The sequence below is a fragment of the Thermohalobaculum xanthum genome, assembly GCF_016623495.1.
GTDB classification, from domain to species: Bacteria; Pseudomonadota; Alphaproteobacteria; order Rhodobacterales; family Rhodobacteraceae; genus Thermohalobaculum; species Thermohalobaculum xanthum.
Genome location: NZ_JAEHHL010000001.1, coordinates 640,325 through 662,041 on the forward strand (window position 1 = coordinate 640,325; position 21,717 = coordinate 662,041).

Genomic DNA, 21,717 nt, shown 5'->3' on the forward strand with positions numbered 1-21,717 from the left:
TGTTAAACCGTGTTTCACGCGTGAAAGCCCCTGCCGCGCGCACCGCCCGGCCGCCCAGCCGCATATCCGAAACGCGCTCGACACCCGCACGCAGACCGCTGGCAGTCGGCTTCCGAACGCGCTAAGAAGCCACGACAAATCGGGGGACAGAAGAGATGGAGCTCCAGAAAGCCATGAAGCGCGACTGGCTCGCGACCGCCCGCACGCTCAGCGAGGCTCTGCCCTATCTCCAGCGCTATGACGGAGAGGTCGTCGTCGTTAAGTTCGGTGGCCACGCGATGGGCGAGGCCGACGCCATGGACAGCTTCGCGCGCGACATCGTGCTGATGAAGCAGTGCGGCGTGCAGCCGATCATTGTTCACGGCGGGGGGCCACAGATCAACCAGATGCTCGAGCGCCTCCAGATCCAGTCCGAGTTCCGCGGCGGCCTGCGGGTCACCACGGCCGAGATGGTCGAGGTCGTGGAGATGGTCCTCGCCGGGGTCATCAACAAGCGGATCGTGGCCGCGATCAACGCCCAGGGCGGCCGCGCCGTGGGCCTCTCGGGCAAGGATGCGAACCTGATGATCTGCCGCAAGGCGACCAAGACCGAGAAGGACCCCGACAGCAATATCGAGCGCGTGCTCGACCTCGGCTATGTCGGCGAGCCCGTGAAGGTGAACCCCGGCGTGCTGAAGACCTTCCTCGAGTCCGACTTCATCCCGGTGATCGCGCCCGTCGGCGCGGGCTCCACGCCGACCGAGACCTTCAACGTCAACGGCGACACCGCCGCCGGCGCCATCGCGGGCGCGATCAGCGCCAAGCGCCTGCTGCTGATGACCGACGTCCAGGGCGTCAAGAACCGCGACGGCGAGGTCATTACCGATCTCAGCCGCTCGGACATCCACGCGATGCTCTCCGAGGGCACGATCAAGGGCGGCATGATCCCGAAGGTGGAAACCTCGCTCGACGCCATCGACCAGGGCGTCGAGGCGGCGGTGATCCTCGACGGGCGCGCGCCGCATGCGGTTCTGCTCGAGCTCTTCACCGCCCATGGTGCCGGCACCCTCATCCACGCCTGATCTCGCACAGCCCGCCGCGTGCCCGCGCGGATCAAGGGTCTTCCCTTGACCGGTCCCGGTGGCGCACCAAGATGACGTTCACCGGAAGAGAGGACCCGAATGAGCGGTGAGCTCGCGATCCGACTGGCCGTTTTCCTGGGCGTGTTCCTCGCGATGGCGGGATGGGAGCGCGGCGCCCCGATGCGCCGGCTCGTGGCCTCCCGCCCGCGCCGGTGGATCACCAACTGGTCGATCTCGGTGATCGACGCGGCAACGGTTCGGCTGATCTTCGGCGCCGCCGCGGTCGGCGCGGCGCTCGACGCGTCGGCCGCCGGAACCGGGCTGTTCAACCGGCTCGAGCTCCCGGCATGGGCCGAGGTTGCGATCTGCTTCGTGATCCTCGATTTCGCCATCTGGCTCCAGCACCTGATCACGCACAAGGTGCCGCTGCTGTGGCGACTGCACCGCGTCCACCATGTCGACCGAGACATCGACGTGACGACCGCGATCCGCTTCCACCCGATCGAGATTGCCCTGTCGATGGCGATCAAGATCGGGCTGGTCTACAGCCTGGGCGTCCCGGTGGTGGCCGTGATCCTGTTCGAGGTGGTGCTGAACGGCGCGGCGATGTTCAACCACGCGAATATCCGTATACCGCCCAAGGTCGATGCATGGCTCAGACTGGTAGTGGTGACGCCCGACATGCACCGTGTGCACCACTCGGTCCTGCGCTCCGAGCATGACGCCAATTACGGCTTCAACCTCTCGGTCTGGGACCGGCTGTTCGGCACCTACATCGCGCAGCCCGGCGCCGGGCATCAGGGCATGACCATCGGTCTGGCCGACCATCAGGACGACGCGCCCACCCGGCTCGGATGGTCGCTCGGCTATCCATTCCGGAGATGAACCGTGCTCGATGATCTGAGCGCCGCCCTCGCACCGCACGGGCTCGCGGTCACGGGAGCATTCCACCCCGGCCCGGAGGACGGCGCACCGGACGGCTGCGGCACCCTTTGCCTGGTCGGGGCGCGCGGCGATGCGATGTGGTCGGCCTTCGCGGCGTCGCCCGAGGCCCGCGACGGAGAAGCCGACCCCCTCGACCGCTGGTCCCGGCGGGTTCTCGAGGCGGTTGCAACCGGCCTCGACGCGCGCGCCCTGTTCCCCTTTGGTGGCCCGCCCTATGCGCCATTCCTGAACTGGGGCCAGCGCGCCGAGAGCGCGCGGCCATCGCCCGTGGGCATGCTGGTCAGCCCATCGCGCGGCCTCTGGATCTCGTGGCGCGGCGCGATCGCGCTCCCGGGAAGAGAGGATCTCGACGCCCCGGACGCGCGGGATCCCTGCATCGGCTGCGATGCGCCGTGCCTCAGTGCCTGCCCGGTCGGCGCAATGGGCGCAGGACAGGCTTACGACGTCCCCGCATGCGTTGCCTATATCAAGGCCGCCGAAGGCACCGAGTGCCGCGACCGGGGCTGCCAGGTTCGCCGGGTCTGTCCAGCCGGTCGAGAGGCCGCGCCCCCTGCCTCGCAATGCGCCTTCCACATGGCGTCCTTCCTGGCGCGGCATTCGCGGCCAGGTTGACCCTCCCTTCAGAGCAGAGTCCAATGATCGCCATGAAAACCCTGATCCTGCTGCGCCATGCGAAATCGAGCTGGGATGACGCGAGCCTGTCGGATCACGACCGGCCACTGAACAAGCGCGGCAGGGCCGCGGTGCCCGTGATGGCACGCTGGCTGGCCGCCCAAGGCCTTATCCCCGAGCGGATCATATGCTCATCCGCCGCGCGGACGAGGGAGACGGTGCAAAGGATGGCAACGGAGGTCGCAGGTCTGCCGGAGCCCGAGATCCTGCCAGCACTCTATCACGCCGAGCCGCCGACAATGCTGCAACTCGTCCGCTCCCTGCCGGACGCAGCTTCGCGGGTGATGCTCGTCGCCCATGAGCCAGGACTCTCCACGCTCGCCGCACATATCGACGACGGCCAGCCCCGGCCGGGCTGCGCACGCGCCTTCGCTCATTTTCCGACTGCCGCGGCCGCGGTGTTCGAGGTCGATGACGGCTGGATCAGCTTTGGCGCGCGCGCGGCGCGGTTTGTCGCCTTCGCGACGCCACGCGAGGTGCAGGAAGGCTGACGCCGGATCGGGCGCCAAAGCATCCGAATTTGCGTATGGACCGGCGAGCATCACGAGATGCTCATCGCGCCCAGCGCAAGGCCGAACATCGCCGCGATCGCAAGCGGATAGAGCACGTAGTTCATTCCAGTTTCTCCAACGCGCGGTAACGCTACTGGCGCAACTGGCCGAGTCGCGCCCGCTACATGCGCCGGTATGTCCCAAAATGACGCAGGAAACTGTGACGACAATCACGTCAGCGCAGGAATGAGAAACGCCCACCCCCGCTCGGGGATGGGCGCTTCATGCCTTCGGATCGCGCGTGGCGCGCTCGGGTCAGTGGCCGAGGATCTGGCTGAGGAACAGCTTGGTGCGGTCCGACTTGGGATTGAGGAAGAACTCTTCAGGCTCGTTCTGCTCCACGATCTGGCCCTGATCCATGAAGATCACGCGGTTCGCCACCTGGCGCGCGAAGCCCATCTCGTGGGTCACGCAGAGCATCGTCATGCCCTCCTCGGCAAGCTCAATCATCGTGTCGAGCACTTCCTTGATCATCTCGGGGTCAAGGGCCGAGGTGGGCTCGTCGAACAGCATGATGCGTGGCTTCATGCACAGGGCCCGGGCGATCGCGACGCGCTGCTGCTGGCCACCGGAGAGCTGACCGGGATACTTGTGCGCCTGGTCGGGGATCTTGACCTTGGTCAGGAAATGCATCGCGATTTCCTCGGCCTGGCGCCGAGGAGTCTTGCGCACCCAGATCGGCGCGAGAGTGCAGTTCTCGAGGATCGTGAGATGCGGAAACAGGTTGAAGTGCTGGAACACCATGCCGACTTCGGCCCGGATCTTGTCGATGTTCTTTAGATCCGAGTTCAGCTCGATGCCATCGACGATGATGTCGCCTTTCTGGTGTTCCTCCAGCCGGTTGATGCAGCGGATCATCGTCGATTTGCCGGACCCCGACGGCCCGCAGATCACGATGCGCTCGCCGCGATAGACGGTCAGGTTGATGTCGCGCAGCACGTGGAAGTCGCCGTACCACTTGTTCATGTTGGTGATCTGGATGGCGACCTCGTCAGAGATCGACATCTTCGTGCGGTCGGCGGTCCGTTCCGTGGCAACTTCGGTCATTGTTGTTATCTCCCTGTGAACCCGGCCGTCACCGGTGGTCGGTCTTCAGCTTGTTCTCGAGGTACATCGAGTATCGAGACATGCTGAAGCAGGCGATGAAGAAGAAGAACCCGACGAAGGCGTAGAACTCCCAGATGATGCCGTTCCACGCGCTGTCCGCCCGAATGTTGTTGATCAGCCCGATCGGGTCGAGAAGGCCGATGACAACGACAAGCGTGGTGTCCTTGAACAGGCCGATAAAGGTGTTCACGATCCCCGGGATCGAGATCTTCAGGGCCTGCGGCAGGACGATCAGGCGCATCGACTTTGAATAGTTGAGCCCGAGGGCGTCGGCCGCCTCGTACTGGCCCTGCGGCAGCGCCGCGAGGCCGCCCCTGATTACCTCAGCCATGTAGGCCGAGGCGAAGAGCGTAACCATGATCACGACGCGCAGGATCAGGTCGATGTTCGATCCCGGAGGGAAGAAGTAGTTGAGCACGTTGTTGGCAACGAAAAGCAGCGTGATCAGCGGCACGCCGCGGATGAACTCGATGAATACCACGCAGAGCGTCTTGATGAAGATGAGATGCGACTTGCGCCCCAGCGCCAGCAGGATGCCGATCGGCAACGACAGGACGATGCCTGCCACGCCGATGATGAGGGCAAGCAGGAAGCCGCCGAGCTTGCGGCTCTCCACCGGCTCAAGCCCGATGCCACCCCAGATCAGGAAGTAGGCAACGACGGGATAGGCCAGCGAGAACCACAGCAACTGGCGAGGCACGGAGGCGAACAGCACCGGGGCCAGAGCCACGAACATGAGCAGGAATGCCAGGATCGGGCGCCAGTAGAATTCGGGCGGATAGAAGCCGAACATGAACTGGTTGAAGCGCTCGATGATCACCGCCCAGCAGGCGCCTGACCCCTTCTCGCGGCACTCGGCGAGGCTCGAGGCGGTCCAGACGCTGTCGATCAGGGCCCACTCGATGATCGGCGGCACCATCATGACCACGATCGCGATGGCGGCCAGTGTCAGCAGGCTATTGAACCAGCCAGAGAAGAGGTTCTCGCGCAGCCAGTGTACGACGCCCACCTCGCTCGATGGCGGCGGCGAGGGCGGGATCGTTCCGCTGGCGACGTAGGCGAGGTCCCGTGCGTCAGTGTCGCTCATGGCTCAGGCCCTCCGCACGCGATGGAAGAAGGTGAGGTTCGGACGCTCGCCAACGATCGTGTAGCCGATGATCGCAAGCCGCGCTGCGATGCCGACCAGCACGATGACCGGACCGCTGACGCCCTCGACGAGCTGCCCGAAAGGCCAACCGACCGCGACCGCGAAGATGAAGACCAGGAGGTCAAAGACGGCGAGGTCGATGAACCGCGGGTTCTTGAACAGGCACGTCGCCAGCGTCGAGAACAGCGTCAGAAGCATGAGCAGCGTCGCGATCTGCTTTCCGCCCGGCCAGTCGAAATAGCTTGGCCTCGTCTCGGTGATCTCGGCCAGGAAGGTGTAGTCGAGCAGGAGCAGGAGCGAGACGGCATAGAAGATGACGAAGAGGTTGAGCAGGCCGCGGATCCCGTAGAGCGGCTGCATCTTGGCATCGCCCTTCTTGAGGACCTCCCACTTGCCGCTCACCGACGAGAAGAGGTCGATCACCGAGAAGCCCATGCCGACGGCCGAGGTCCGCTCGACCAGCTTCACCTGCTCGTTATACAGGTTCATGATCGCCGCGACCGAGAGCGAGACGGCGAGATAGAACGCCATTCCCAGGAAGAGGGTCTCGAACTCCTTGCCCGTCTGGTTGAGGGTGATCCCCATGAGCGTGCCGGTCACGTCCATGTAACCAACCAGCAGGGCGAGCGACGAGTTCTTGGTCAGATTGAGGTACTGCGAGATCAGCGGCGGAATGATCACGCGAAGCGCCTGGGGCAGGATGACGAGATTCATCGTGCGGTTCGGGCGCAGCCCCAGCGCGAACGCCGCCTCGGTCTGGCCCTTCGACACCGCCTGAATGCCAGCGCGCACGTTCTCGGCGATGAAAGCTCCGGTGTAGATCGAGAGCGCGAGGGTCAGCGCCATGTACGAGTTGCGCACATAGATACCGCCCTGGAAGTTGAACCCCTTCAGCGCGGGAAAATCGAGTGTGATCGGCATTCCCATCACGAGGAAAACGAGAAAGGTCCCGATGATGACCCCACCCGCCTGGATCGGCAGAACCGGAAGCGCCTCGCCGGTTGCCTGCTGCCGCTCCTTGGCCCAGCGCCCGAACCAGACTGCGCCAACGAGAAGCACGAAGAAGGCCACCACGACCCAGAAGGAGCCCTCGAGCCACACCGGCATCGGGAAGTAGAAGCCGCGGTTGGTCGCGGCAACGGAATCGCCCAGCCACATGCTGGCGGTCGCGTCCTCGCCGCGGAAGGCGCTCGGCGCTGGCAGCGCCTCGTCGAAGATCGCGGCGAACAGAAGGATCTGGATGAGAACCGGAACGTTGCGCACGCCCTCGATGTAGACGGTCATCAGGCGCGCGATGATCCAGTTCTTGGACAGCCGCGCCACGCCGGCGAGCACGCCGAAGATAGTTGCGAGCACGCAGCCGACAATGGCGACGACGAGCGTGTTGAGGATGCCCACGACGGCGGCGGTCGAATGGGTGGATCGCGAGTTGTACTCGATCAGGCGCTGGTTGATGTCATAGCTGGCCGGCTGCGTCATGAAGTCGAAGCCGAAGGTCTTGCCCAGCGCGGCCAGGTTCTCGACCACGTTCTGGAAAAGATACATCACCGCGAGGATGACGAGAACGAGTGCAACGATTTGTATGAAGGTGGACCGGTACCGACTGTCGTTCCACAGCATATCTATGCGGAAGGACGGTCCTGACGGTTGAGCGGTGTCCGACATGCGATCTCACCCCCGTGGCATCTGATGCGGTGCGCCCCCGCGCGCCCGAACAGGGCGCCTCGGGACGGTTATCGAAAGAGAGGGCGCGCTCGATCCGAGCGCGCCCAATGACTTTCGATCAGCGGAACGGCGGCGTGTAGAGAATGCCGCCCTGCGTCCACAGCGCATTCAGACCACGCGCGAGCCCGATCTGGGTGTCGGGACCGATGGTGCGGTCGAAGATCTCGCCATAGTTGCCCGTCGACTTGATGACGTTGACGGCCCAGTCCTTCGGCAGCCCCAGCATCGCGCCATACTCGCCTTCCGTACCAAGCAGGCGGTTCAGCTCGGGATTGTCGGTCGCGGCCGAGCCAAGCTGCTCGACATTGCCCGAGTTCACGCCAAGCTCTTCGGCCGCGATGAGCGCGTTGAGCGTCCAGCGCACGACGTCGGCCCACTCGCTGTCACCATGACGCACGGCCGGCCCGAGGGGCTCTTTCGAGATGATCTCGGGAAGGATCACGTGGTCCGCCGGCGCTTCGAAGGTCGAGCGCGTCGCGGCGAGGCCCGAGGCGTCGGTGGTGTACACGTCGCACGCACCGGCCAGGTACTTCTGCGTGGCTTCGGCGTTCGTCTCGATCGGGACCGGCTCGTAGCTGATGTTGTTCGCACGGAAGAAGTCGGCGAGGTTCAGCTCGGTGGTGGTGCCCGTCTGGATGCACACGGTGGCGCCGTCGAGCTCCTTGGCCGAGCTCACGCCCAGCGCCTTGGGAACCATGAAGCCCTGGCCGTCATAGTAGTTCACGCCCACGAAATCGAGCTTGAGATCGGTGTCGCGCGAGAGCGTCCACGTCGTGTTGCGGAACAGCAGATCGACCTCGCCCGAGGCGAGCGCCGTGAAACGCGTCTTGCCGGTCGTGGGCGTAAATTTGATCGCCTTCGGATCGCCGAAGATGGCGGCCGCCACGGCACGGCACATGGTGGCGTCGAAGCCGTCCCACTCGCCGCTCGCGTCGGTGAAGGCGAAGCCGGGCACGCCGGTGGCGACGCCGCACTGCACGAAGCCCTTCGCCTTCACGTCGTCGAGCGTCGCTGCGCCAGCGAGGCCAGCGGTGAGGCTGGCCGCGGCGAGCGCGCCGAGGAATACCGAAGTTTTCATTTCTTTACCTCTTACCCTGTCGCTTGTCCGCGTCCGTCTGACGCGGGACCGGCCCGGGGGAGCCAGTCATCGGTTTTGGGGATCGTCCCCGTCACGGAAATTGAACGACCGGCACAAGCGGCGTCAAGCGGAGACCCGGAAATCCTGCCGATTCATTTGGCAGATCACGGCGATATGGCCGCGTTTGCAAGGTATCCGTCCAAAGGCGAGGCATCCATGCGCGCGGATTGCGCACAAATTTTCGCGAGGAGGCAACTTTTCGCAAGATTGCATGGCCAGGCGCCGGAAGTCGGCGATAGGGCGCAATGTGCGAGAAAATCAGTCAACTGGAACGAATCGCCAACGGTTTTCGGATTTACCAAACGTCAACACTGGAGGCCCAGCTATCCCCGCGACGGAACCGCCCGACCCCGCATGTAGACTTGACCGCCGAGCACGCCGGCGGGAAAAGCGGTGTCTGCATCAGGCTTGACCTGGCCGAACCGAGGACCCCATGAAAGACGCCACCCGCGCTGTGACGGCCGGACGCAATCCGGGCGCGCATTCCGGCGCTGTCAATCCACCTGTCTATCATTGTTCCACGATCCTGTTTCCGACATTCGACGCCCTCAAGGCGAGCCGCCAGATCACCTCCGGAGACGGCGTGACCTATGGCGTCCACGGCACGCCGGGAACCTATGCGTGCGAGGAAGCGATCCGGGCCCTCGAGGGCGGATTCCGGACGCGGCTGTGCAACTCGGGACTTCAGGCGGTTACGATGCCGCTTCTCGCCTGCCTGTCGGCGGGGGATCACCTTCTCATGGTCGACACGGCATATGGCCCGACGCGCACGTTCTGCGACGGCATGCTGCGGCGCCTCGGCGTCGAGACGACCTATTACGATCCGCTCGTCGGTGGCGGGATCCGGGAACTGATCCGCCCGAACACGCGCGTCGTCTTTCTCGAGAGCCCCGGGTCATGGACCTTCGAGGTGCAGGATGTCCCGGCAATCGCCGAGGAGGCGCACAAGGCCGGCGCGATCGTGATGATGGACAACACCTGGGCATCGCCTCTGTACTTCAAGCCGTTCGAGCACGGCGTGGACGTCTCGATCCAGGCGATTACCAAATACATCGGCGGTCATTCCGATCTCGTCATGGGTGCGGTCACCTCGAACGAAACCGTCTATCCCAAGGTTCGGCAGGGATGGCAGGAACTCGGATTGTGCGGCAGCCCCGACGATGTGTTCCTGGCAATGCGTGGGCTGCGGTCATTGCATGTGCGCATGCCCCGGCACTGGGAAGCCGGGCTCAAGGTCGGCCACTGGCTGATGGAGCGCCCGGAGATCGCCGAGGTGATGCACCCGGCGATGGAACACGATCCCGGGCACGCATTATGGAAGCGTGACTTCCTCGGAGCCGCGTCGCTCTTCGCGTTCACGCTCCACGAGGAGTTCTCGACCGAGGCGCATCTTGCCGCCCTGCTCGACAACCTCGAGCATTTCGGCATGGGCTTCTCCTGGGGCGGGTACGAGAGCTTGCTCATCCCGATCTATCCGTCGCGCCTGCGCACAGCGACGCCATGGCCGAAACAGGGGCGACCGAAGGGGCAGTCCCTGCGCATCCATATCGGGCTCGAGGACACCGGCGACTTGATCGACGACCTCGCGGCAGGTCTCGACCGGATGCGGCGCGTCTGAGGCGTTGCAGCGGCGCCTCGCAGGGCCCTGGCGTTCGGATCGCCAGCGGCGACACTCCGCCGCTTGCGGCCGCGACGTCGGGCAGTCATTTTGCGCGTGATGTTGCGATCGGTATGGAGACGTGAGAGCCAAACAGCGCGCCGTATGCTCGGCGTGGCTCTCTCGGCGTTGCTGCTCGCGCGGATGCTGCTCCTGCCGAGCCTCGCGGTGGACTATTCCACGGGCTTCGTCTCGCTCTGCGCAGGCGGCGAGGTTGTCTGGGTTGCGGCCGAGGGGGTCGCGCCCACTGACGACACCAGCCCGCGCATCCCCTGCCCGTGGCTCGGGCTCAGCGCTTTACCGGAAGCACCCGGCGCGCTCCTTCCCGCCCATGTGCCGGTGCCATTGCCGGCACGGCAGGTGTTCATAGCGGCCGAGTCCCACAGTCTTGCGAAGTTCTTTGCACCACAGGCGCCGCGCGCACCGCCGCTTCCGGAACGCGCCTGATATTGCCGTGGCCCTCGGGGCCCGCCCCGGCACGAACACCGGGATGAACACCACATGGGGCAGCATCCCGAACGCGCATATGGCGTGCGGGAGTGCCATTAAAACCGGAACGGAAACAAAGACATGAACAAGATTTTCTATACTGCGGCCGCCGCTGCTCTCGCTTGCGGAGCCTTGCTTGGCGCAAGCCAGGCCGATGCCCACGACTTCTCTGCGGGCGCGATGAAGATCGACCACCCCTGGGCACGCCCGAACGTGCCCAACCGGCCCGTGGCGGTCTACATGAAGCTCGCGAACACCGGGGACGCCGCCGACCGCCTCGTCGCCGCCGAGGCCCCCGGCTTCGAGGCGGTCGAGCTACACACCGTCGTCAAGGATGGCGACGTGATGAAGATGCAGCCCATCGAAGCAGTCGAGGTCCCGGCCGGCGGCGATGCCATGCTTGCGCCCGGTGGCAACCACCTCATGCTGTTCGGCGCCAGCGAGCAATTCGCCGAGGGCGCGCATTTCCCGTTGACGCTTGTGTTCGAGAACGCGGGCGAAGTGGCGGTCGAGGTCATGATTCAGAAGCGCCCGCCGGAGGGAATGGAGGGCGCCGACGGCATGATGCACCATGGCGGCACGCACAAGATGGACCACGGCTCGGGCGCCCAGAGCAACTGAGAGCAATTGCATCGGGAGCGCGGTCAGCCGATCGCGCTCCCGTAATGTCTTTCCCGCGCAGGCGTCATCGGATCAGCCGAGGATGCGAAATCCGGCAGCGCCCTCCGGCGCCGCATCCTGCGCATCCACCCGCGTGACCCGAGCGGCATACGGCCCCTCCCGGCAGGCGTCGATCATGGCTTCGATGGATGCAGGCGCGCCCTCGACCAGCGCCGAGACCGTGCCGTCCGGTTCGTTCCTCACCCAGCCCGAGAGACCGAGACGCTCGGCTTGCCCGGCCGCCCAGGCGCGGTATCCGACGCCCTGAACGCGTCCGTGAATTCGCAGTGCACGCGTCGTCATCGTTCAGCGCCCTTCCCACGGCCCGAGCGCGTCGGGCCATGATCCCCCGCTTTCGCCACTCAGATTACTGTAGCGCGCGCCAGTGGCCAATCGGGGCGCCCGCCCCTCCGGTGGCCCCGGCGTCATTGCGCAACCTGCCTTCGCGCGCTCGCGACATGCGCAAAACTGCCTCCTTCGGCACACCCTCGGTCATGCGCCAAGGTGCGCTCGAAATGACACATCGAAGGAAATCTCCCGAACGGCCGGGCGGGCCTGGGATTTCGCCCGATCGTTCATTGACAACGCTCTGACCCAACGGCTATTCCCGGCGGCGGAGTGGTGGCCGAGTGGTCGAAGGCGCTCCCCTGCTAAGGGAGTAGACCTCAAAAGGGTCTCGTGGGTTCGAATCCCATCCACTCCGCCACTAGTCTTGGCGCAAGTGATTGATATAAAACGTTAAGTCTAATTTCCAAACGCCGAGACCCGCTATTGCTTCCACCAAAGAGAGATGGATGGAGAGCAATATGCTGAATGGCACTGTCAGACCAAACTAGCTTGAGCGGGGAAAGCCACCTCCCTACCCTCGCGGCATGAGCAAACGCAGCCCCTTTCGGTATTTCAAGACCAGCCCCGAGGTCTTCGCCTAGCCGTGAATGATGTACATCCGGTTTCCTCTCTCGCTTAGGAACGTCGAGGACCTGCTGCACGAACGCGGAATCGACGTCAGTCACGAAACGGTCCGGTTCTGGTGGCATCGGTTCGGGCCGATGTTCGCCGCCGAGATCCGGCGCAAGCGGATCGACAAGTTGAGGGCCTTCTCCGGCTGGCGCTGGCACGTCGACGAGTTGTTCGTGCAGATCAACGTCGAGCGGCATGATCTCTGGCGGGCCGTCGATCACGATTCGACAAGTCCTCGAGGCCGTCGTCACCAAGCGACGGAACAAGAAGGCGGCATTGAAATTCCTCCGACAATTGATGCTTCGCCACGGCTAGCCGCAGCAAATCGTCACCGATCGCGTTCCGTCGTACTGCGTTGCACTGCGCGAGCACGGCAGCGCGGGTGTGCAATCGACGGGGCGATGGCTGAACAACCGTGTCGAGAACTCACACCTGCCATTGCCACAGCGGGAGCGGGCAATGCTCCGGTTCAGGCGGATGCGAGGCCTGCAGACCTTCGTCACCCTCCGTTCCTCCGTCCACAATCACTTCAATCAGGAACGCATCCTCTCCAGCAAGGACATCTTCAAGAGGCCCGCACCGCCGCAGTTGCGGAGTAGCGGTGCTCGGCACGGCCTGAAACGCCCCTGCCCCAGGCAAACTGAGACTGGCTCGCATTCTTCCGACAGGACCCGACGGTGGTTGCACGACCCCGTCATGATCGGGCGAGACGGCTCTCCAGAAGTGCGCCGCTCTCCTCGAGGAGCGGGTAGGCGATCATCGCGAAGGATGCGTTGACGGCCTTCAGCGACCTGAGGAGGTCGAGATGGATCGCGCTCGTCTCGATCGACGGTGCGAGGCCCTGCTGCAACCTCTGGAGATGCTTATGCTCGAGCGTCTGGGCCGCCTCGCGGATCCCCTCCTTCTGTTCGACGAGTTCCCGCGCCAGCCCGACATCCTCGGACATGAGGACGGCGATCCCGTGCTGAACGTTCCTCAGCACCCGGTCGTGGAAGTCGCAGAGCTCGCGCCAGCCGTCGTCGGAGAACCTGAGTTTCTCGTCTTGCATCCGGTAGGCGAGATCGACGATCTTCCGCGCAATCGTATCGGCGGCCGCCTCAAGGTTCATTGCCATGCCGGAGAGATCGAAGGCCCGCGTTCCGAAATCTCCTTCTCCGTCGCGGCTGCGAACTCCGGCGAGATAGATCCTGAGATCGAGCGACATCCTGGCGACGGTCCTGAACTCGTCCTGGATCGCCTGCGCCGCGACGTCATCGTAACGCACGAAGAGTTCGATCGCCTGGCGCAGCATGATCTCGGTCCGGTTCCCCATATGGACGAGTTCCCGAACGGCGCAGGCAAAGGCGCGCTTCGGCTGGTCCTGGAGCGACGTGTCGAGCGCCGTGCGGCTGACCCCACCCGACCTGGCGTCGCGCGGCGCGGGGATCACCGCGGTTGCCACGCGCATGAGCACGCCGACGAGCGGCAGGCAGACGAGAAGGAGCGCCGCGTTGAACGCGAGATGCAGGAGGAGCGCCCTATGGCCCGGATCGTCGCCGAAGATATCGGTCGGGATGACGGACCTGGCGACCAGGATGAGCGCGATCGCGGCACCACCGCCGCGCAGGGCGAGATTGACCCAGACCACCCGGCGCACAATCGCATCGGCCTTGAGTGTCAGCACGACAGCGATGAAAGACCCACCGAGGTTGGCGCCGAGAACCATCGCGAGCGCAGCCTCGGTCGGGAGAAGGCCTTCGCTCGCAAGTGTCGCGAACAGGAGGACGGCTGCCACGCTCGAATGCACGAGCCAGGCGAAGCACGCCGCCAACACGAAGGCGGTGACAGGATCGCCCGCAAGATAGAGCATCGCCGTCCGCGCGCCTTCGCTCTCGACGAGGGGCAGGCTGGAGGCCCTGATGAGATCGAGCGAGAGGAATACGAGCGCGAGGCCGATGAAGATGCGCCCTATCTGCCTAAGTTGCCGGCGCGAGCTTCGGAGGAAGATCAGGACGCCGGTCAGCATGAGGAGCGGGGTCACCGCGGCGAGACGCGAGTTCAGCACCATGGCAACGACGGCCGAGCCCACATCGGCGCCAAGGACGATGGCGAGGCCCGACACGCCCCCGATCGCACCGGACGAGACGAAGCCCGCCATCAGCATGGTGACGGCCGTAGAGCTCTGCATCAGGATTGCCGCAAGCCCGCCGGAGACCGCGGCCGCGAGGCGGTTGGCGGTAGACCGGCGCAGCCAGAGCCGCAGTTCCCCGCCGAACGCCCGCTCGAACCCGGTCCGTACGAGGCGCACTGCCCAGATCAGCAGGGCCGCGGCCGCCGCCATGTTCAGGACGAAGAGGGTTGGTGCGCTTTCCATCAGCGCCGCTCCCGCTCGGCGAGACAGGCCAGTCCGCGCCTACAGCTAGAAGGCATAGGGGCCATCGGCATCCTCGAGCAAGATCGCCGTCCAGATCCCATCTGGTCCGGTATCGATCACCGCACAGCCCTTCGGCCCGGTCCAGAAACCCACCGGCGCCTCCACCCGCCGGTCGAGCGCGAAAGCGCTGCAAAGCGCGGGCGCCGTCGACACCGGCCAGCGGCCGACCCGGCCATGATAGACGCCATGAACATGCCCCGCGACCACCTGGACGAAGCAGGACGCGCCGTCGAGACATCCGGCGAGCGCCCCGGAGTTCTCGAGCCCGATCGCATCCATGAAGCGGATCCCGGTCCGCAACGGCGGATGGTGAAGTGCAACGACCAGTGCCTCGTGCGGCGAGCCACGGACGGCCTCGCCGAGGAGGTCGAGGGTCTCGACGCGCAGCCGGCCGCCGCCCTGCCCCTCCACCAGCGTGTCGAGCCCGACGATCCGACATCCCGGCAGGTCCGCGACCCAGTCGATCAGACCCTCGCGTGGCATAGGGGCAGCGTCCGCGAAGGCGTCGCGGAGCGCGTCACGCTGGTCGTGGTTGCCGGGCACGACGAGGAGCGGCAGGTCGAGCCGCCCGAGTTCGGCGCGCGCGAAATCGTAGCTCGCGGCGCTGCCGTCGTCGCTGACATCCCCCGTCACCAGGACGGCATCGAGCGGGCCGATCGCATCGAGGCTGCCGAGAAGGCGGTCGATCGCCGAGCGCAGCAGTGCCCGCGTGTCGAGCACGTCCGAGGCCCGCGCGCCCGGCGCGACCACATGCAGATCCGAAAGCTGGAGGAGCCGGGCCATCGCTTACTTGATCCCGGCCCTGAGGAAGGCCTGCACGAACTGGCGCTGGAAGACGAGGAAAGCCACGAGGAGCGGCGCCACTGACATCATCGTCGCGGCCGAGATCACCGAGATGTCGACGCCGTTCTCGGGCGCACCGAAGATCGAGAGACCGACGGTCAGCGGCCGCGTATCGGGCGAGTTCGTCACGATCAACGGCCAGAGGAAGTTGTTCCAGTGCGTCGAGACCGACACCAGCGCATAAGCGAGGTAGGTCGGACGGGCGAGAGGCACATAGACGCGCAGTAGAATGCCGAACCAACCGCACCCCTCGACCCGCGCGGCTTCGTGCAGCTCGATCGGGACAGACTTGAAGGCCTGGCGCATCAGGAAGATCCCGAAGGCCGAGGCCATGTAGGGCATCCCGACGCCGAGGATCGTGTCAAAGAGACCGATCCGCGAGACCATGGCGTAGTTCTCGACGATCAGCACCTCGGGCAGGATGAAGAGCTGCATCAGGACGAGGATGAACACGATGTCCTTTCCCGTAAAGGCCACCTTCGCGAACGCGAAGCCCGCGAGCGTCGTGATCACGAACTGCCCGATCAGCACGACGCTCACGAGCAGGAAGGTGTTGAGGAAATAGCGCAGCCAAGGCGCGCCGGCCCAAGCGGTGCGGAAGTTGTCGAGCGTCCAGGCCGCGGACAGGTTGAAGTTCACCGCGTCCGAGGTGGTGTGAAACGCCGCCCAGAAGGCGAATAGAAGCGGCGAGATCCAGACCAGCGCCAGGACCATCGCGCCGAATGCCTCGATATGCTGCGAGAGCGCCTTCATTGGTAATGCGTCCGCTTGTCGAGATAGGTGAACTTGATCGCGGCGACGATGCCGAGGACGGCTAGGACGAGGATCGTCATCGCGGCCGCCTGCGGCGCGTCGAAGAAGGCGAAGGCCATTTCCCAGATGTAGTAGAGGATCAGCTTCGATGCGTCGTTCGGCCCCCCTTTCGTCAGGATGAAGAGGTGGTCGATCAGCTTCACCGAATTGATGAGCGCGTTGACGACGATGAAGAGCGTCGTCGGCATCAGGAGCGGCAACACGATCCGGCGCGTGTAGGTCCAGCGGCTCGCCCCCTCGATGTCGGCGGCCTCCTTGAGATCCTCGGGGATCGTCTGCAGGGCGGCGAGGTAGAAGATCATGAAGAACCCCGCCTCCTTCCAGATCGTGACGATGATGATGGCCCAGAGCGCAGTCTCGGGCTGGCCGAGCCAGTTGACCGAAGGCAGCCCGAAGAGCGAGCCGATCTGGTCGAGCACGCCGAGCCCGGGCGTGTAGAAGAAGAGCCAGAGGTTCGCGGCAGCGATCATCGGCAGGACCGTCGGCGTGAAATAGGCGGTGCGCACGAAGCCGCGCGCGGGGATCTTCGAATTGGCCCAGAGCGCCATGGCGAGCGCGATCGAGATCGAGATCGGGATCGTCGCGCCGGCATAGATCAGGTTGTTCTTGACCACGACCCAGAAGGTCGGGTCGGCGAACAGATCACTGTAGTTCCGCCCGCCGACGAACTCCGGAGGCTTGCGCCGGGTGCCTCGACTCATCAGGCTCGCCCAGAATGTCGCGAGCGAGGGATAGAAGGCGAAGGTCGTGAGCAGGATCGCGGCCGGTGAGAGCAGGATCCAGCCGTAGATGGCCTGCCGTCGCCGTTCAAGGTTCACATGATGCGCCATGGTCCTGTCTCGGATGGGAACGCGGGCGCCGGAGGCATCCGGCGCCCGCGGGATGGTTACTGGTAGTCGCGCAGAAGGCGCACGGCAGCCTCTTGCGCCTCGGCGAGCGCCTCGGCGGGGGTCTTCGTCCCGGTCAGCGCGGCCTGGATGGCGTTGTTCAGCCCCTCGCGAACCCGCGCCGTCTCGAAGGTCGAGAACTCGGCGACCGCGTTCTCGAGTTGGTTGCGGGCGACCAGCGCGGGCGGGAACTCGGTCGTATATGCCTTGAGCGCCTCGGTCTCGTAGGCAGCCGGCGACACGCCCATGTAGCCGGTCGCGATCGACCAGGCGGCGGCCTGCTCGGGCGAGGTCATGAACTTGATCAACTTGAGGGCCGCCTGGCGCTCCTCGTCCGTCGTGTCCTTGAAGACGTAGAAATTGCCGCCCCCGGTCGGCGATCCGGGCCGGACATTGGCCGGAAGCTCGGCCACGCCGAAGTCGAAGGAGGCGGCGTTCTTGACCGCCGTCAGGTTGCCGGTCGAGTGCCACATCATCGCGGTCTGGCCCTCGAGGAAGGCCTGCCGCAGCGTGCCCCATTCGACGGTCCCTTCCGGCATGATGCCGTGCTCGGTCGATAGCGATCTCCAGAACTCCAGCGCCTCGATCACCGCCGGGTCGTCGAAGTAGGTCGTGAGCCCGTCGTTAGACATGAGCTCCTTGCCGTTCTGGATCGCGAGCGCCTGGAACATCCAGTAGGGATACCCGGTCGAGGGGATCATCAGGCCCGAGGTGCCGTCCTTGGTGAGCGCCTTGCCCATGGTGACGAGGTCATCCCAGGTCTTGGGCGGACTCTCTGGGTCGAGGCCAGCCTCCCGGAATTTGTCCTTGTTGTAGTATGCGACGATGGTCGAGCGCTGGAACGGGATGCCCCAGGTCTTGCCCTCAACCCGACCGTTCGCCATCAGCGCGGGATAGAAGCTGTCGAGCCACGCGGCGTCCGCCCCCTCGATCTCCTCGAAGGGCATCACGATGTCCTGCTCGATCAGGTCGTAGGCATCGATCGAGAACATGACCGCAAGCTGCGCGGGCTCGCCCGAGGCCAGCGCCGAAAGCGCCCTGACGCGCGTGTCATCGTAGTTCCCCGAATAGATGGCGTTGACCTTGATATCGGGGTTCGCCGCCTCGAACTCGGCGACGATGCCGTTCACAACCTCCGTCAGCGCACCGCCGACGGCGATCGGGTAATACATCGTCAACTCCGTTTCGGCGGCGGCAGGCGCAGCGAGCATCGTCGCGACGGCACACCCGGCGGCAAGCCTCTTCATCAGTGTCATGTGATCCTCCCTTGTTTCAGTCGTGGTTTCGGCCCCGCCTCATTCGGCATCGGCATTCTCTGTCGATCCGATCCTGCGGCCCTCAGCGTCGAAGAAGTGCAGATCCTCGTCCCTGAAGCCGATCTCGAGCTCCTGGCCGGCGGGGATGTGCCGCAATCCAGGCAGGCTTACGGTGAGGCCGGTCGCGGCGGGGTGACTCAGGCCGATGAACGTCTCGGAGCCGAGGAACTCGCACTCCGAGACGCGGCAGGTCAGCCGGCCCTGCCCGGGATCTGCGAGGACGACGTTCTCGGCCCTGAGGCCGATCCGCTCGGCCCGCCCGAAACCCGGAAGGACCGCGGCGTCTATCAGCGCCATCGGTGGCGCGCCAACGAACTCGGCCACGAAGGTGTTGGCCGGCCGATAGTAGAGATCTTCTGGCGCACCGGTCTGCTGGATGTGCCCGTCCTTCATCAGCACGACCATGTCAGCCATGCTCATGGCCTCGGTCTGATCGTGGGTGACGTAGACGACGGTGATGCCGAGATCGACCTGGAGCTTCTTGATGTCCTTGCGGACCGAGGCCCGCAGCTTGGCGTCGAGGTTCGAGAGCGGTTCGTCCATCAGGCAGAGCGGCTGCCCCGCCACGATCGCCCGTGCGAGCGCGACGCGCTGGCGCTGGCCGCCCGAAAGCTCGCCCGGCTTGCGCGCCTCGTAGCCGAGAAGCCCGGTGATCTCGAGCGCACGCCTCAGTTTCTCGGCCCGCTCGGCGCGCGGCACGCGGCGGACCTTGAGCCCGAAGACAACGTTCTCTGCCACGCTCAGATGCGGAAAGAGCGCGTAGGACTGGAAGACCATCGAAAGGTTTCGCTCGGATGGCGCTGCCGTCGTCACGTCGCGCCCGTCGATGCTGATGCGACCCGCGTCGGGCAGTTCGAGCCCTGAGAGAAGGCGGAGCGTGGTCGACTTCCCGCAGCCCGACGGACCGAGCAGCGCGACGAAGGCGCCGCGCGGTATCGAGAGGGAGACGCCCTCGACGCCGAGCTGTCCGTTCCAGCTCTTCGCGACACCCTCGACGAGAACGAACGGTGCGGTCACGGTCACTCTCCCTCCTCGGCAAAGACGATCCGGTCCGCGAGCGCCTCGGTGAGCGCGTCATAGGGCTCGGGCGGCGGGCGATCGCAGACGACGAGGTCGACATCGGCGATGTTCCCGCCGAGGGCGGGTGCAAGGCGTCCGAATTTCGTGCGGTCGATCACGAGGATCGAGGTCCGGGCGTTATCACGCAGCCTGTCGCAGGCGCGCACTTCGGCCGGGTGAAACTCGAGCAGCCCGCCGTCGCCTGCTACGCCAGCGGCACCGAAGATCGCGTATTCCGCGCGGAAGCGGCCAAAGAATTCGATCACGTCCTCGCCGATGATGTCGCGGTCCGGCAGGCGCAGTTCGCCGCCGGGCAGAATGATACGGTTCGACACCTCCTCGCTCAGCGCCATTGCTGCGCTGAGATTGTTGGTGATGACGGTCAGTTCCTTCCTGCCACGCAGCGCGCGGGCGACGCTGAGGGCGGTCGAGCCGATCGAGATGAAGAGCGTGGCGCCGTTGGGGATGCGTGAAGCGGCCACCTCCGCGATCGCCCGCTTGCCGACGAGGTTCGTGCCGGCGCGCTGGTCGAAGGGCGTGTTGAGACGGTCGGCGGCGAGTTCGATCCGCCCATGGGCGCGCAGAAGGTTCTTGCCGTCGCAGAGCCGGTCGAGATCGCGCCGGATCGTCTGCGTCGACACCCCGAGCATGTCCGCGAGCGCCCCCACGCTGACCCCCCCGCGTTCCTGGACGACCTGCTGAATGAGGTCGCGACGCCTGATCTTCTTGGACGCCATGATTCCTCCGCGCTTGAACGAACGGTATCGCGGCAAAAGCCACAAAACAACATTTTTGCCCGGCCTGACACACCGCGAATCATGACCCCAGAGGCGGAGATTTCGATTTAATTTGTTAAATCGGATAGTTGCGCCTGCGCGCTCGATCCGGACGTCACGGAAGTTTTGTATTTTTGTCGTTTTTTCTTCCATTTTATGAGTCGACAGGTAGGATCGGGACTAGGCGAACCCGTACGGATCGCCGAAGCGGAGCCCCCCATCGATGGACGACGTCACCAGCATCTTCGGCCGCTACGAGGAAATCCGACACAGGCTGCCGGAAGTCCATCTCGCCTCGGACACGAGAGATGTCGGGTCGCTGCTCGAGATCGCGGACGAAGCCGACGCGTTCGTCTTCGACGCGTTCGGCGTGCTGAACGTGGGCGACACGCCAATCGCTGGCGCTGCATCACGGCTCGACGAGCTTCGGGCGAAGGGATGCAGCATCAGGATCCTCACCAACGCCGCGAGCTTCGGCAGGGCGCTGACGGAGGTGAAGTTCCGGAAGCTCGGCATCGCCGTCCCGGCCGATGAGATCGTAACCAGCCGCGATGCGGCGCTCGCCCACGTCACCGGCGGCCTCTGGGGCTGCATCGCCGCGCCGTCGGACGACCTGTCGGACGTTCCCTCCGCTTCGTGCCGTCTCGCCGATGACAGCGCCGACTACGATCGCTGCGACGGCATCCTGTTCCTCTCGACGGCGACCTGGACTCCGGCCCGCCAAGCAATCCTCGAGCGAACGCTTCTCGACCGGCCGCGCCCGCTGCTGATCGCCAACGCGGATCTCGTCGCCCCGCGCGGCGACCGCTTCTCCCTCGAGCCCGGACATTTCGGGCATCTCCTCGCCGACCGGGGCGTTGGCTCGGTCCACTTCTTCGGCAAGCCCTTCCCGGAGGTCTACCGGATGGTGGAAACGTCGCTTCCGGGCGTCCCCCGCGAGCGGATCGTGATGTGCGGCGACACCTTGCACACCGACATCATCGGCGCCGCGGCGCGAGGCTGGAAGACGGCGTTCATCACGAGAGACGGCCTCTTCTCCGGGGTCGACACGCGCGCCTTCATCCAGCAATCGTCGCTCTTCCCGACCTGGAGGATGCCACGTATCTGATCGACCACCGGCAGAACCGGTGCGGGCGCCTCGGATTCCGGCGCCGAGGCGACGAGACAAGGCAATCACGACACAAGCGCTACACGAAGAATCCGATCATCACCGCGAAGACGGCGAGGATTATGGTCGGGAAGATTGCGTATTGCATCGCCGGCGCTCCCATCTCTGAAGTTTGGCGGGGCGCATCACTGTTGATCTTGACCGTAACCATTTTCGCGTCGCGGCGATGTGACATGGTTCACAGGTCAGCTGCCTCTGCTCCCATTGCCGACCCATCTGAACGGCGGCGCCCCCCGAAGGGCTTTCGCCTTCTCGCTTCCGAAAGCTCCGTGGGAGGCGATGACGGCTGAGCGCGCTGTGCGGATCTTGGAAAGACGTTGAAGGGTCCGT

At 65.1% G+C, this 21,717-nt stretch carries 20 protein-coding genes, 1 tRNA gene and 1 pseudogene; 10 read left to right on the forward strand and 12 right to left on the reverse strand.

Translation table 11 applies throughout. The annotated features are described in order from the left end of the window. Window positions 1–155: 155 nt before the first annotated feature. The 4 genes from argB (at window position 156) to H0I76_RS03030 (ending at window position 3,169) form a co-directional block, all read left to right on the forward strand. Window positions 156–1,061, forward strand: a complete 906-nt coding sequence (gene argB / locus H0I76_RS03015) for an acetylglutamate kinase (RefSeq protein ID WP_234455061.1) — start codon at window positions 156–158, stop codon at window positions 1,059–1,061. A 99-nt stretch (window positions 1,062–1,160) separates the two neighbouring features. Then, window positions 1,161–1,946, forward strand: coding sequence for a sterol desaturase family protein (locus H0I76_RS03020; protein ID WP_200606863.1), 786 nt, complete (start codon window positions 1,161–1,163; stop codon window positions 1,944–1,946). A gap of 3 nt (window positions 1,947–1,949) precedes the next feature. Further along, a complete protein-coding gene (locus H0I76_RS03025; RefSeq protein ID WP_200606865.1) occupies window positions 1,950–2,618 on the forward strand; it encodes a ferredoxin in 669 nt (222 codons plus the stop codon). A 23-nt stretch (window positions 2,619–2,641) separates the two neighbouring features. Next, entirely contained in the window at window positions 2,642–3,169 is a 528-nt protein-coding gene (locus tag H0I76_RS03030) for a SixA phosphatase family protein (protein WP_200606867.1), read from the forward strand. Between the two features lie 315 nt (window positions 3,170–3,484). On the opposite strand, the gene H0I76_RS03035 is transcribed toward H0I76_RS03030, so the two are convergent. From H0I76_RS03035 to H0I76_RS03050, 4 genes are all read right to left on the reverse strand, one after another. Then, window positions 3,485–4,276, reverse strand: coding sequence for an amino acid ABC transporter ATP-binding protein (locus tag H0I76_RS03035; protein WP_325166364.1), 792 nt, complete (start codon window positions 4,274–4,276; stop codon window positions 3,485–3,487). A gap of 28 nt (window positions 4,277–4,304) precedes the next feature. Then, window positions 4,305–5,423 (reverse strand): amino acid ABC transporter permease, encoded by a 1,119-nt coding sequence (locus tag H0I76_RS03040; protein WP_200606869.1) that lies wholly within the window; start codon window positions 5,421–5,423, stop codon window positions 4,305–4,307. 3 nt (window positions 5,424–5,426) lie between these two features. Next, a complete protein-coding gene (locus tag H0I76_RS03045) occupies window positions 5,427–7,148 on the reverse strand; it encodes an amino acid ABC transporter permease (RefSeq protein ID WP_200606871.1) in 1,722 nt (573 codons plus the stop codon). Between the two features lie 118 nt (window positions 7,149–7,266). Further along, window positions 7,267–8,286 carry an amino acid ABC transporter substrate-binding protein gene (locus tag H0I76_RS03050; RefSeq protein ID WP_200606873.1) on the reverse strand — a complete coding sequence of 340 codons (1,020 nt, stop codon included), beginning with the start codon at window positions 8,284–8,286 and terminating at the stop codon, window positions 7,267–7,269. Window positions 8,287–8,779: 493 nt separating this feature from the next. Between H0I76_RS03050 and metC the strand changes: the two genes are divergently transcribed. The 3 genes from metC (at window position 8,780) to H0I76_RS03065 (ending at window position 11,113) form a co-directional block, all read left to right on the forward strand. Next, entirely contained in the window at window positions 8,780–9,964 is a 1,185-nt protein-coding gene (gene metC / locus H0I76_RS03055) for a cystathionine beta-lyase (RefSeq protein WP_200606875.1), read from the forward strand. Between the two features lie 144 nt (window positions 9,965–10,108). Then, window positions 10,109–10,450, forward strand: a complete 342-nt coding sequence (locus H0I76_RS03060; RefSeq protein WP_200606877.1) for a hypothetical protein — start codon at window positions 10,109–10,111, stop codon at window positions 10,448–10,450. Between the two features lie 123 nt (window positions 10,451–10,573). Further along, a complete protein-coding gene (locus H0I76_RS03065) occupies window positions 10,574–11,113 on the forward strand; it encodes a copper chaperone PCu(A)C (protein WP_200606879.1) in 540 nt (179 codons plus the stop codon). Window positions 11,114–11,185: 72 nt separating this feature from the next. Here H0I76_RS03065 and H0I76_RS03070 read toward each other — a convergent pair whose 3' ends face one another. Continuing rightward, window positions 11,186–11,455 carry an acylphosphatase gene (locus H0I76_RS03070; protein ID WP_200606881.1) on the reverse strand — a complete coding sequence of 90 codons (270 nt, stop codon included), beginning with the start codon at window positions 11,453–11,455 and terminating at the stop codon, window positions 11,186–11,188. A 312-nt stretch (window positions 11,456–11,767) separates the two neighbouring features. On the opposite strand from H0I76_RS03070, the gene H0I76_RS03075 reads away from it, so the two are divergent. Beyond that, a tRNA-Ser gene (locus tag H0I76_RS03075) sits at window positions 11,768–11,858 on the forward strand. 166 nt (window positions 11,859–12,024) lie between these two features. Beyond that, window positions 12,025–12,682: pseudogene (locus tag H0I76_RS03080) on the forward strand (IS6 family transposase); the annotation flags it as partial. A gap of 124 nt (window positions 12,683–12,806) precedes the next feature. On the opposite strand, the gene H0I76_RS03085 reads toward H0I76_RS03080, so the two are convergent. From H0I76_RS03085 to H0I76_RS03115, 7 genes are read right to left on the reverse strand one after another with little or no spacing between them, the layout of a single operon-like run. After that, a complete protein-coding gene (locus tag H0I76_RS03085; RefSeq protein WP_200606883.1) occupies window positions 12,807–14,465 on the reverse strand; it encodes a Na/Pi cotransporter family protein in 1,659 nt (552 codons plus the stop codon). Between the two features lie 45 nt (window positions 14,466–14,510). Beyond that, window positions 14,511–15,308, reverse strand: a complete 798-nt coding sequence (locus tag H0I76_RS03090) for a metallophosphoesterase (protein WP_200606885.1) — start codon at window positions 15,306–15,308, stop codon at window positions 14,511–14,513. A 3-nt stretch (window positions 15,309–15,311) separates the two neighbouring features. Then, window positions 15,312–16,121: a carbohydrate ABC transporter permease gene (locus H0I76_RS03095; RefSeq protein WP_200606888.1), complete on the reverse strand. Its 810-nt coding sequence runs from the start codon at window positions 16,119–16,121 to the stop codon at window positions 15,312–15,314. Beyond that, window positions 16,118–17,011 (reverse strand): carbohydrate ABC transporter permease, encoded by an 894-nt coding sequence (locus H0I76_RS03100; protein WP_200606889.1) that lies wholly within the window; start codon window positions 17,009–17,011, stop codon window positions 16,118–16,120. Before H0I76_RS03100 ends, H0I76_RS03095 begins: the two co-directional genes overlap by 4 nt. A gap of 56 nt (window positions 17,012–17,067) precedes the next feature. Beyond that, on the reverse strand, window positions 17,068–18,324 hold the full coding sequence (locus H0I76_RS03105) for an ABC transporter substrate-binding protein (RefSeq protein WP_200606890.1): 1,257 nt from the start codon (window positions 18,322–18,324) through the stop codon (window positions 17,068–17,070). Between the two features lie 39 nt (window positions 18,325–18,363). Further along, window positions 18,364–19,401 carry an ABC transporter ATP-binding protein gene (locus tag H0I76_RS03110; protein ID WP_200606891.1) on the reverse strand — a complete coding sequence of 346 codons (1,038 nt, stop codon included), beginning with the start codon at window positions 19,399–19,401 and terminating at the stop codon, window positions 18,364–18,366. Between the two features lie 2 nt (window positions 19,402–19,403). Continuing rightward, window positions 19,404–20,180, reverse strand: a complete 777-nt coding sequence (locus H0I76_RS03115; RefSeq protein WP_200606892.1) for a DeoR/GlpR family DNA-binding transcription regulator — start codon at window positions 20,178–20,180, stop codon at window positions 19,404–19,406. Window positions 20,181–20,442: 262 nt separating this feature from the next. On the opposite strand from H0I76_RS03115, the gene H0I76_RS03120 reads away from it, so the two are divergent. Next, on the forward strand, window positions 20,443–21,327 hold the full coding sequence (locus tag H0I76_RS03120; RefSeq protein WP_200606893.1) for an HAD-IIA family hydrolase: 885 nt from the start codon (window positions 20,443–20,445) through the stop codon (window positions 21,325–21,327). Window positions 21,328–21,717: the final 390 nt, after the last annotated feature.

What these genes read in the sequence shown, in the direction of transcription:
- H0I76_RS03030 (WP_200606867.1), top strand. Translation starts at nt 2,642, where the DNA reads ATGATCGCCATGAAAACCCTGATCCTGCTGCGCCATGCGAAATCGAGC.
- H0I76_RS03095 (WP_200606888.1), bottom strand. Translation starts at nt 16,121, where the DNA reads ATGAAGGCGCTCTCGCAGCATATCGAGGCATTCGGCGCGATGGTCCTG.
- H0I76_RS03070 (WP_200606881.1), bottom strand. Translation starts at nt 11,455, where the DNA reads ATGACGACGCGTGCACTGCGAATTCACGGACGCGTTCAGGGCGTCGGA.
- argB (WP_234455061.1), top strand. Translation starts at nt 156, where the DNA reads ATGGAGCTCCAGAAAGCCATGAAGCGCGACTGGCTCGCGACCGCCCGC.
- H0I76_RS03065 (WP_200606879.1), top strand. Translation starts at nt 10,574, where the DNA reads ATGAACAAGATTTTCTATACTGCGGCCGCCGCTGCTCTCGCTTGCGGA.
- H0I76_RS03105 (WP_200606890.1), bottom strand. Translation starts at nt 18,324, where the DNA reads ATGACACTGATGAAGAGGCTTGCCGCCGGGTGTGCCGTCGCGACGATG.
- H0I76_RS03085 (WP_200606883.1), bottom strand. Translation starts at nt 14,465, where the DNA reads ATGGAAAGCGCACCAACCCTCTTCGTCCTGAACATGGCGGCGGCCGCG.
- metC (WP_200606875.1), top strand. Translation starts at nt 8,780, where the DNA reads ATGAAAGACGCCACCCGCGCTGTGACGGCCGGACGCAATCCGGGCGCG.
- H0I76_RS03060 (WP_200606877.1), top strand. Translation starts at nt 10,109, where the DNA reads ATGCTCGGCGTGGCTCTCTCGGCGTTGCTGCTCGCGCGGATGCTGCTC.
- H0I76_RS03035 (WP_325166364.1), bottom strand. Translation starts at nt 4,276, where the DNA reads ATGACCGAAGTTGCCACGGAACGGACCGCCGACCGCACGAAGATGTCG.
- H0I76_RS03090 (WP_200606885.1), bottom strand. Translation starts at nt 15,308, where the DNA reads ATGGCCCGGCTCCTCCAGCTTTCGGATCTGCATGTGGTCGCGCCGGGC.
- H0I76_RS03020 (WP_200606863.1), top strand. Translation starts at nt 1,161, where the DNA reads ATGAGCGGTGAGCTCGCGATCCGACTGGCCGTTTTCCTGGGCGTGTTC.
- H0I76_RS03050 (WP_200606873.1), bottom strand. Translation starts at nt 8,286, where the DNA reads ATGAAAACTTCGGTATTCCTCGGCGCGCTCGCCGCGGCCAGCCTCACC.
- H0I76_RS03100 (WP_200606889.1), bottom strand. Translation starts at nt 17,011, where the DNA reads ATGGCGCATCATGTGAACCTTGAACGGCGACGGCAGGCCATCTACGGC.
- H0I76_RS03115 (WP_200606892.1), bottom strand. Translation starts at nt 20,180, where the DNA reads ATGGCGTCCAAGAAGATCAGGCGTCGCGACCTCATTCAGCAGGTCGTC.
- H0I76_RS03045 (WP_200606871.1), bottom strand. Translation starts at nt 7,148, where the DNA reads ATGTCGGACACCGCTCAACCGTCAGGACCGTCCTTCCGCATAGATATG.
- H0I76_RS03040 (WP_200606869.1), bottom strand. Translation starts at nt 5,423, where the DNA reads ATGAGCGACACTGACGCACGGGACCTCGCCTACGTCGCCAGCGGAACG.
- H0I76_RS03120 (WP_200606893.1), top strand. Translation starts at nt 20,443, where the DNA reads ATGGACGACGTCACCAGCATCTTCGGCCGCTACGAGGAAATCCGACAC.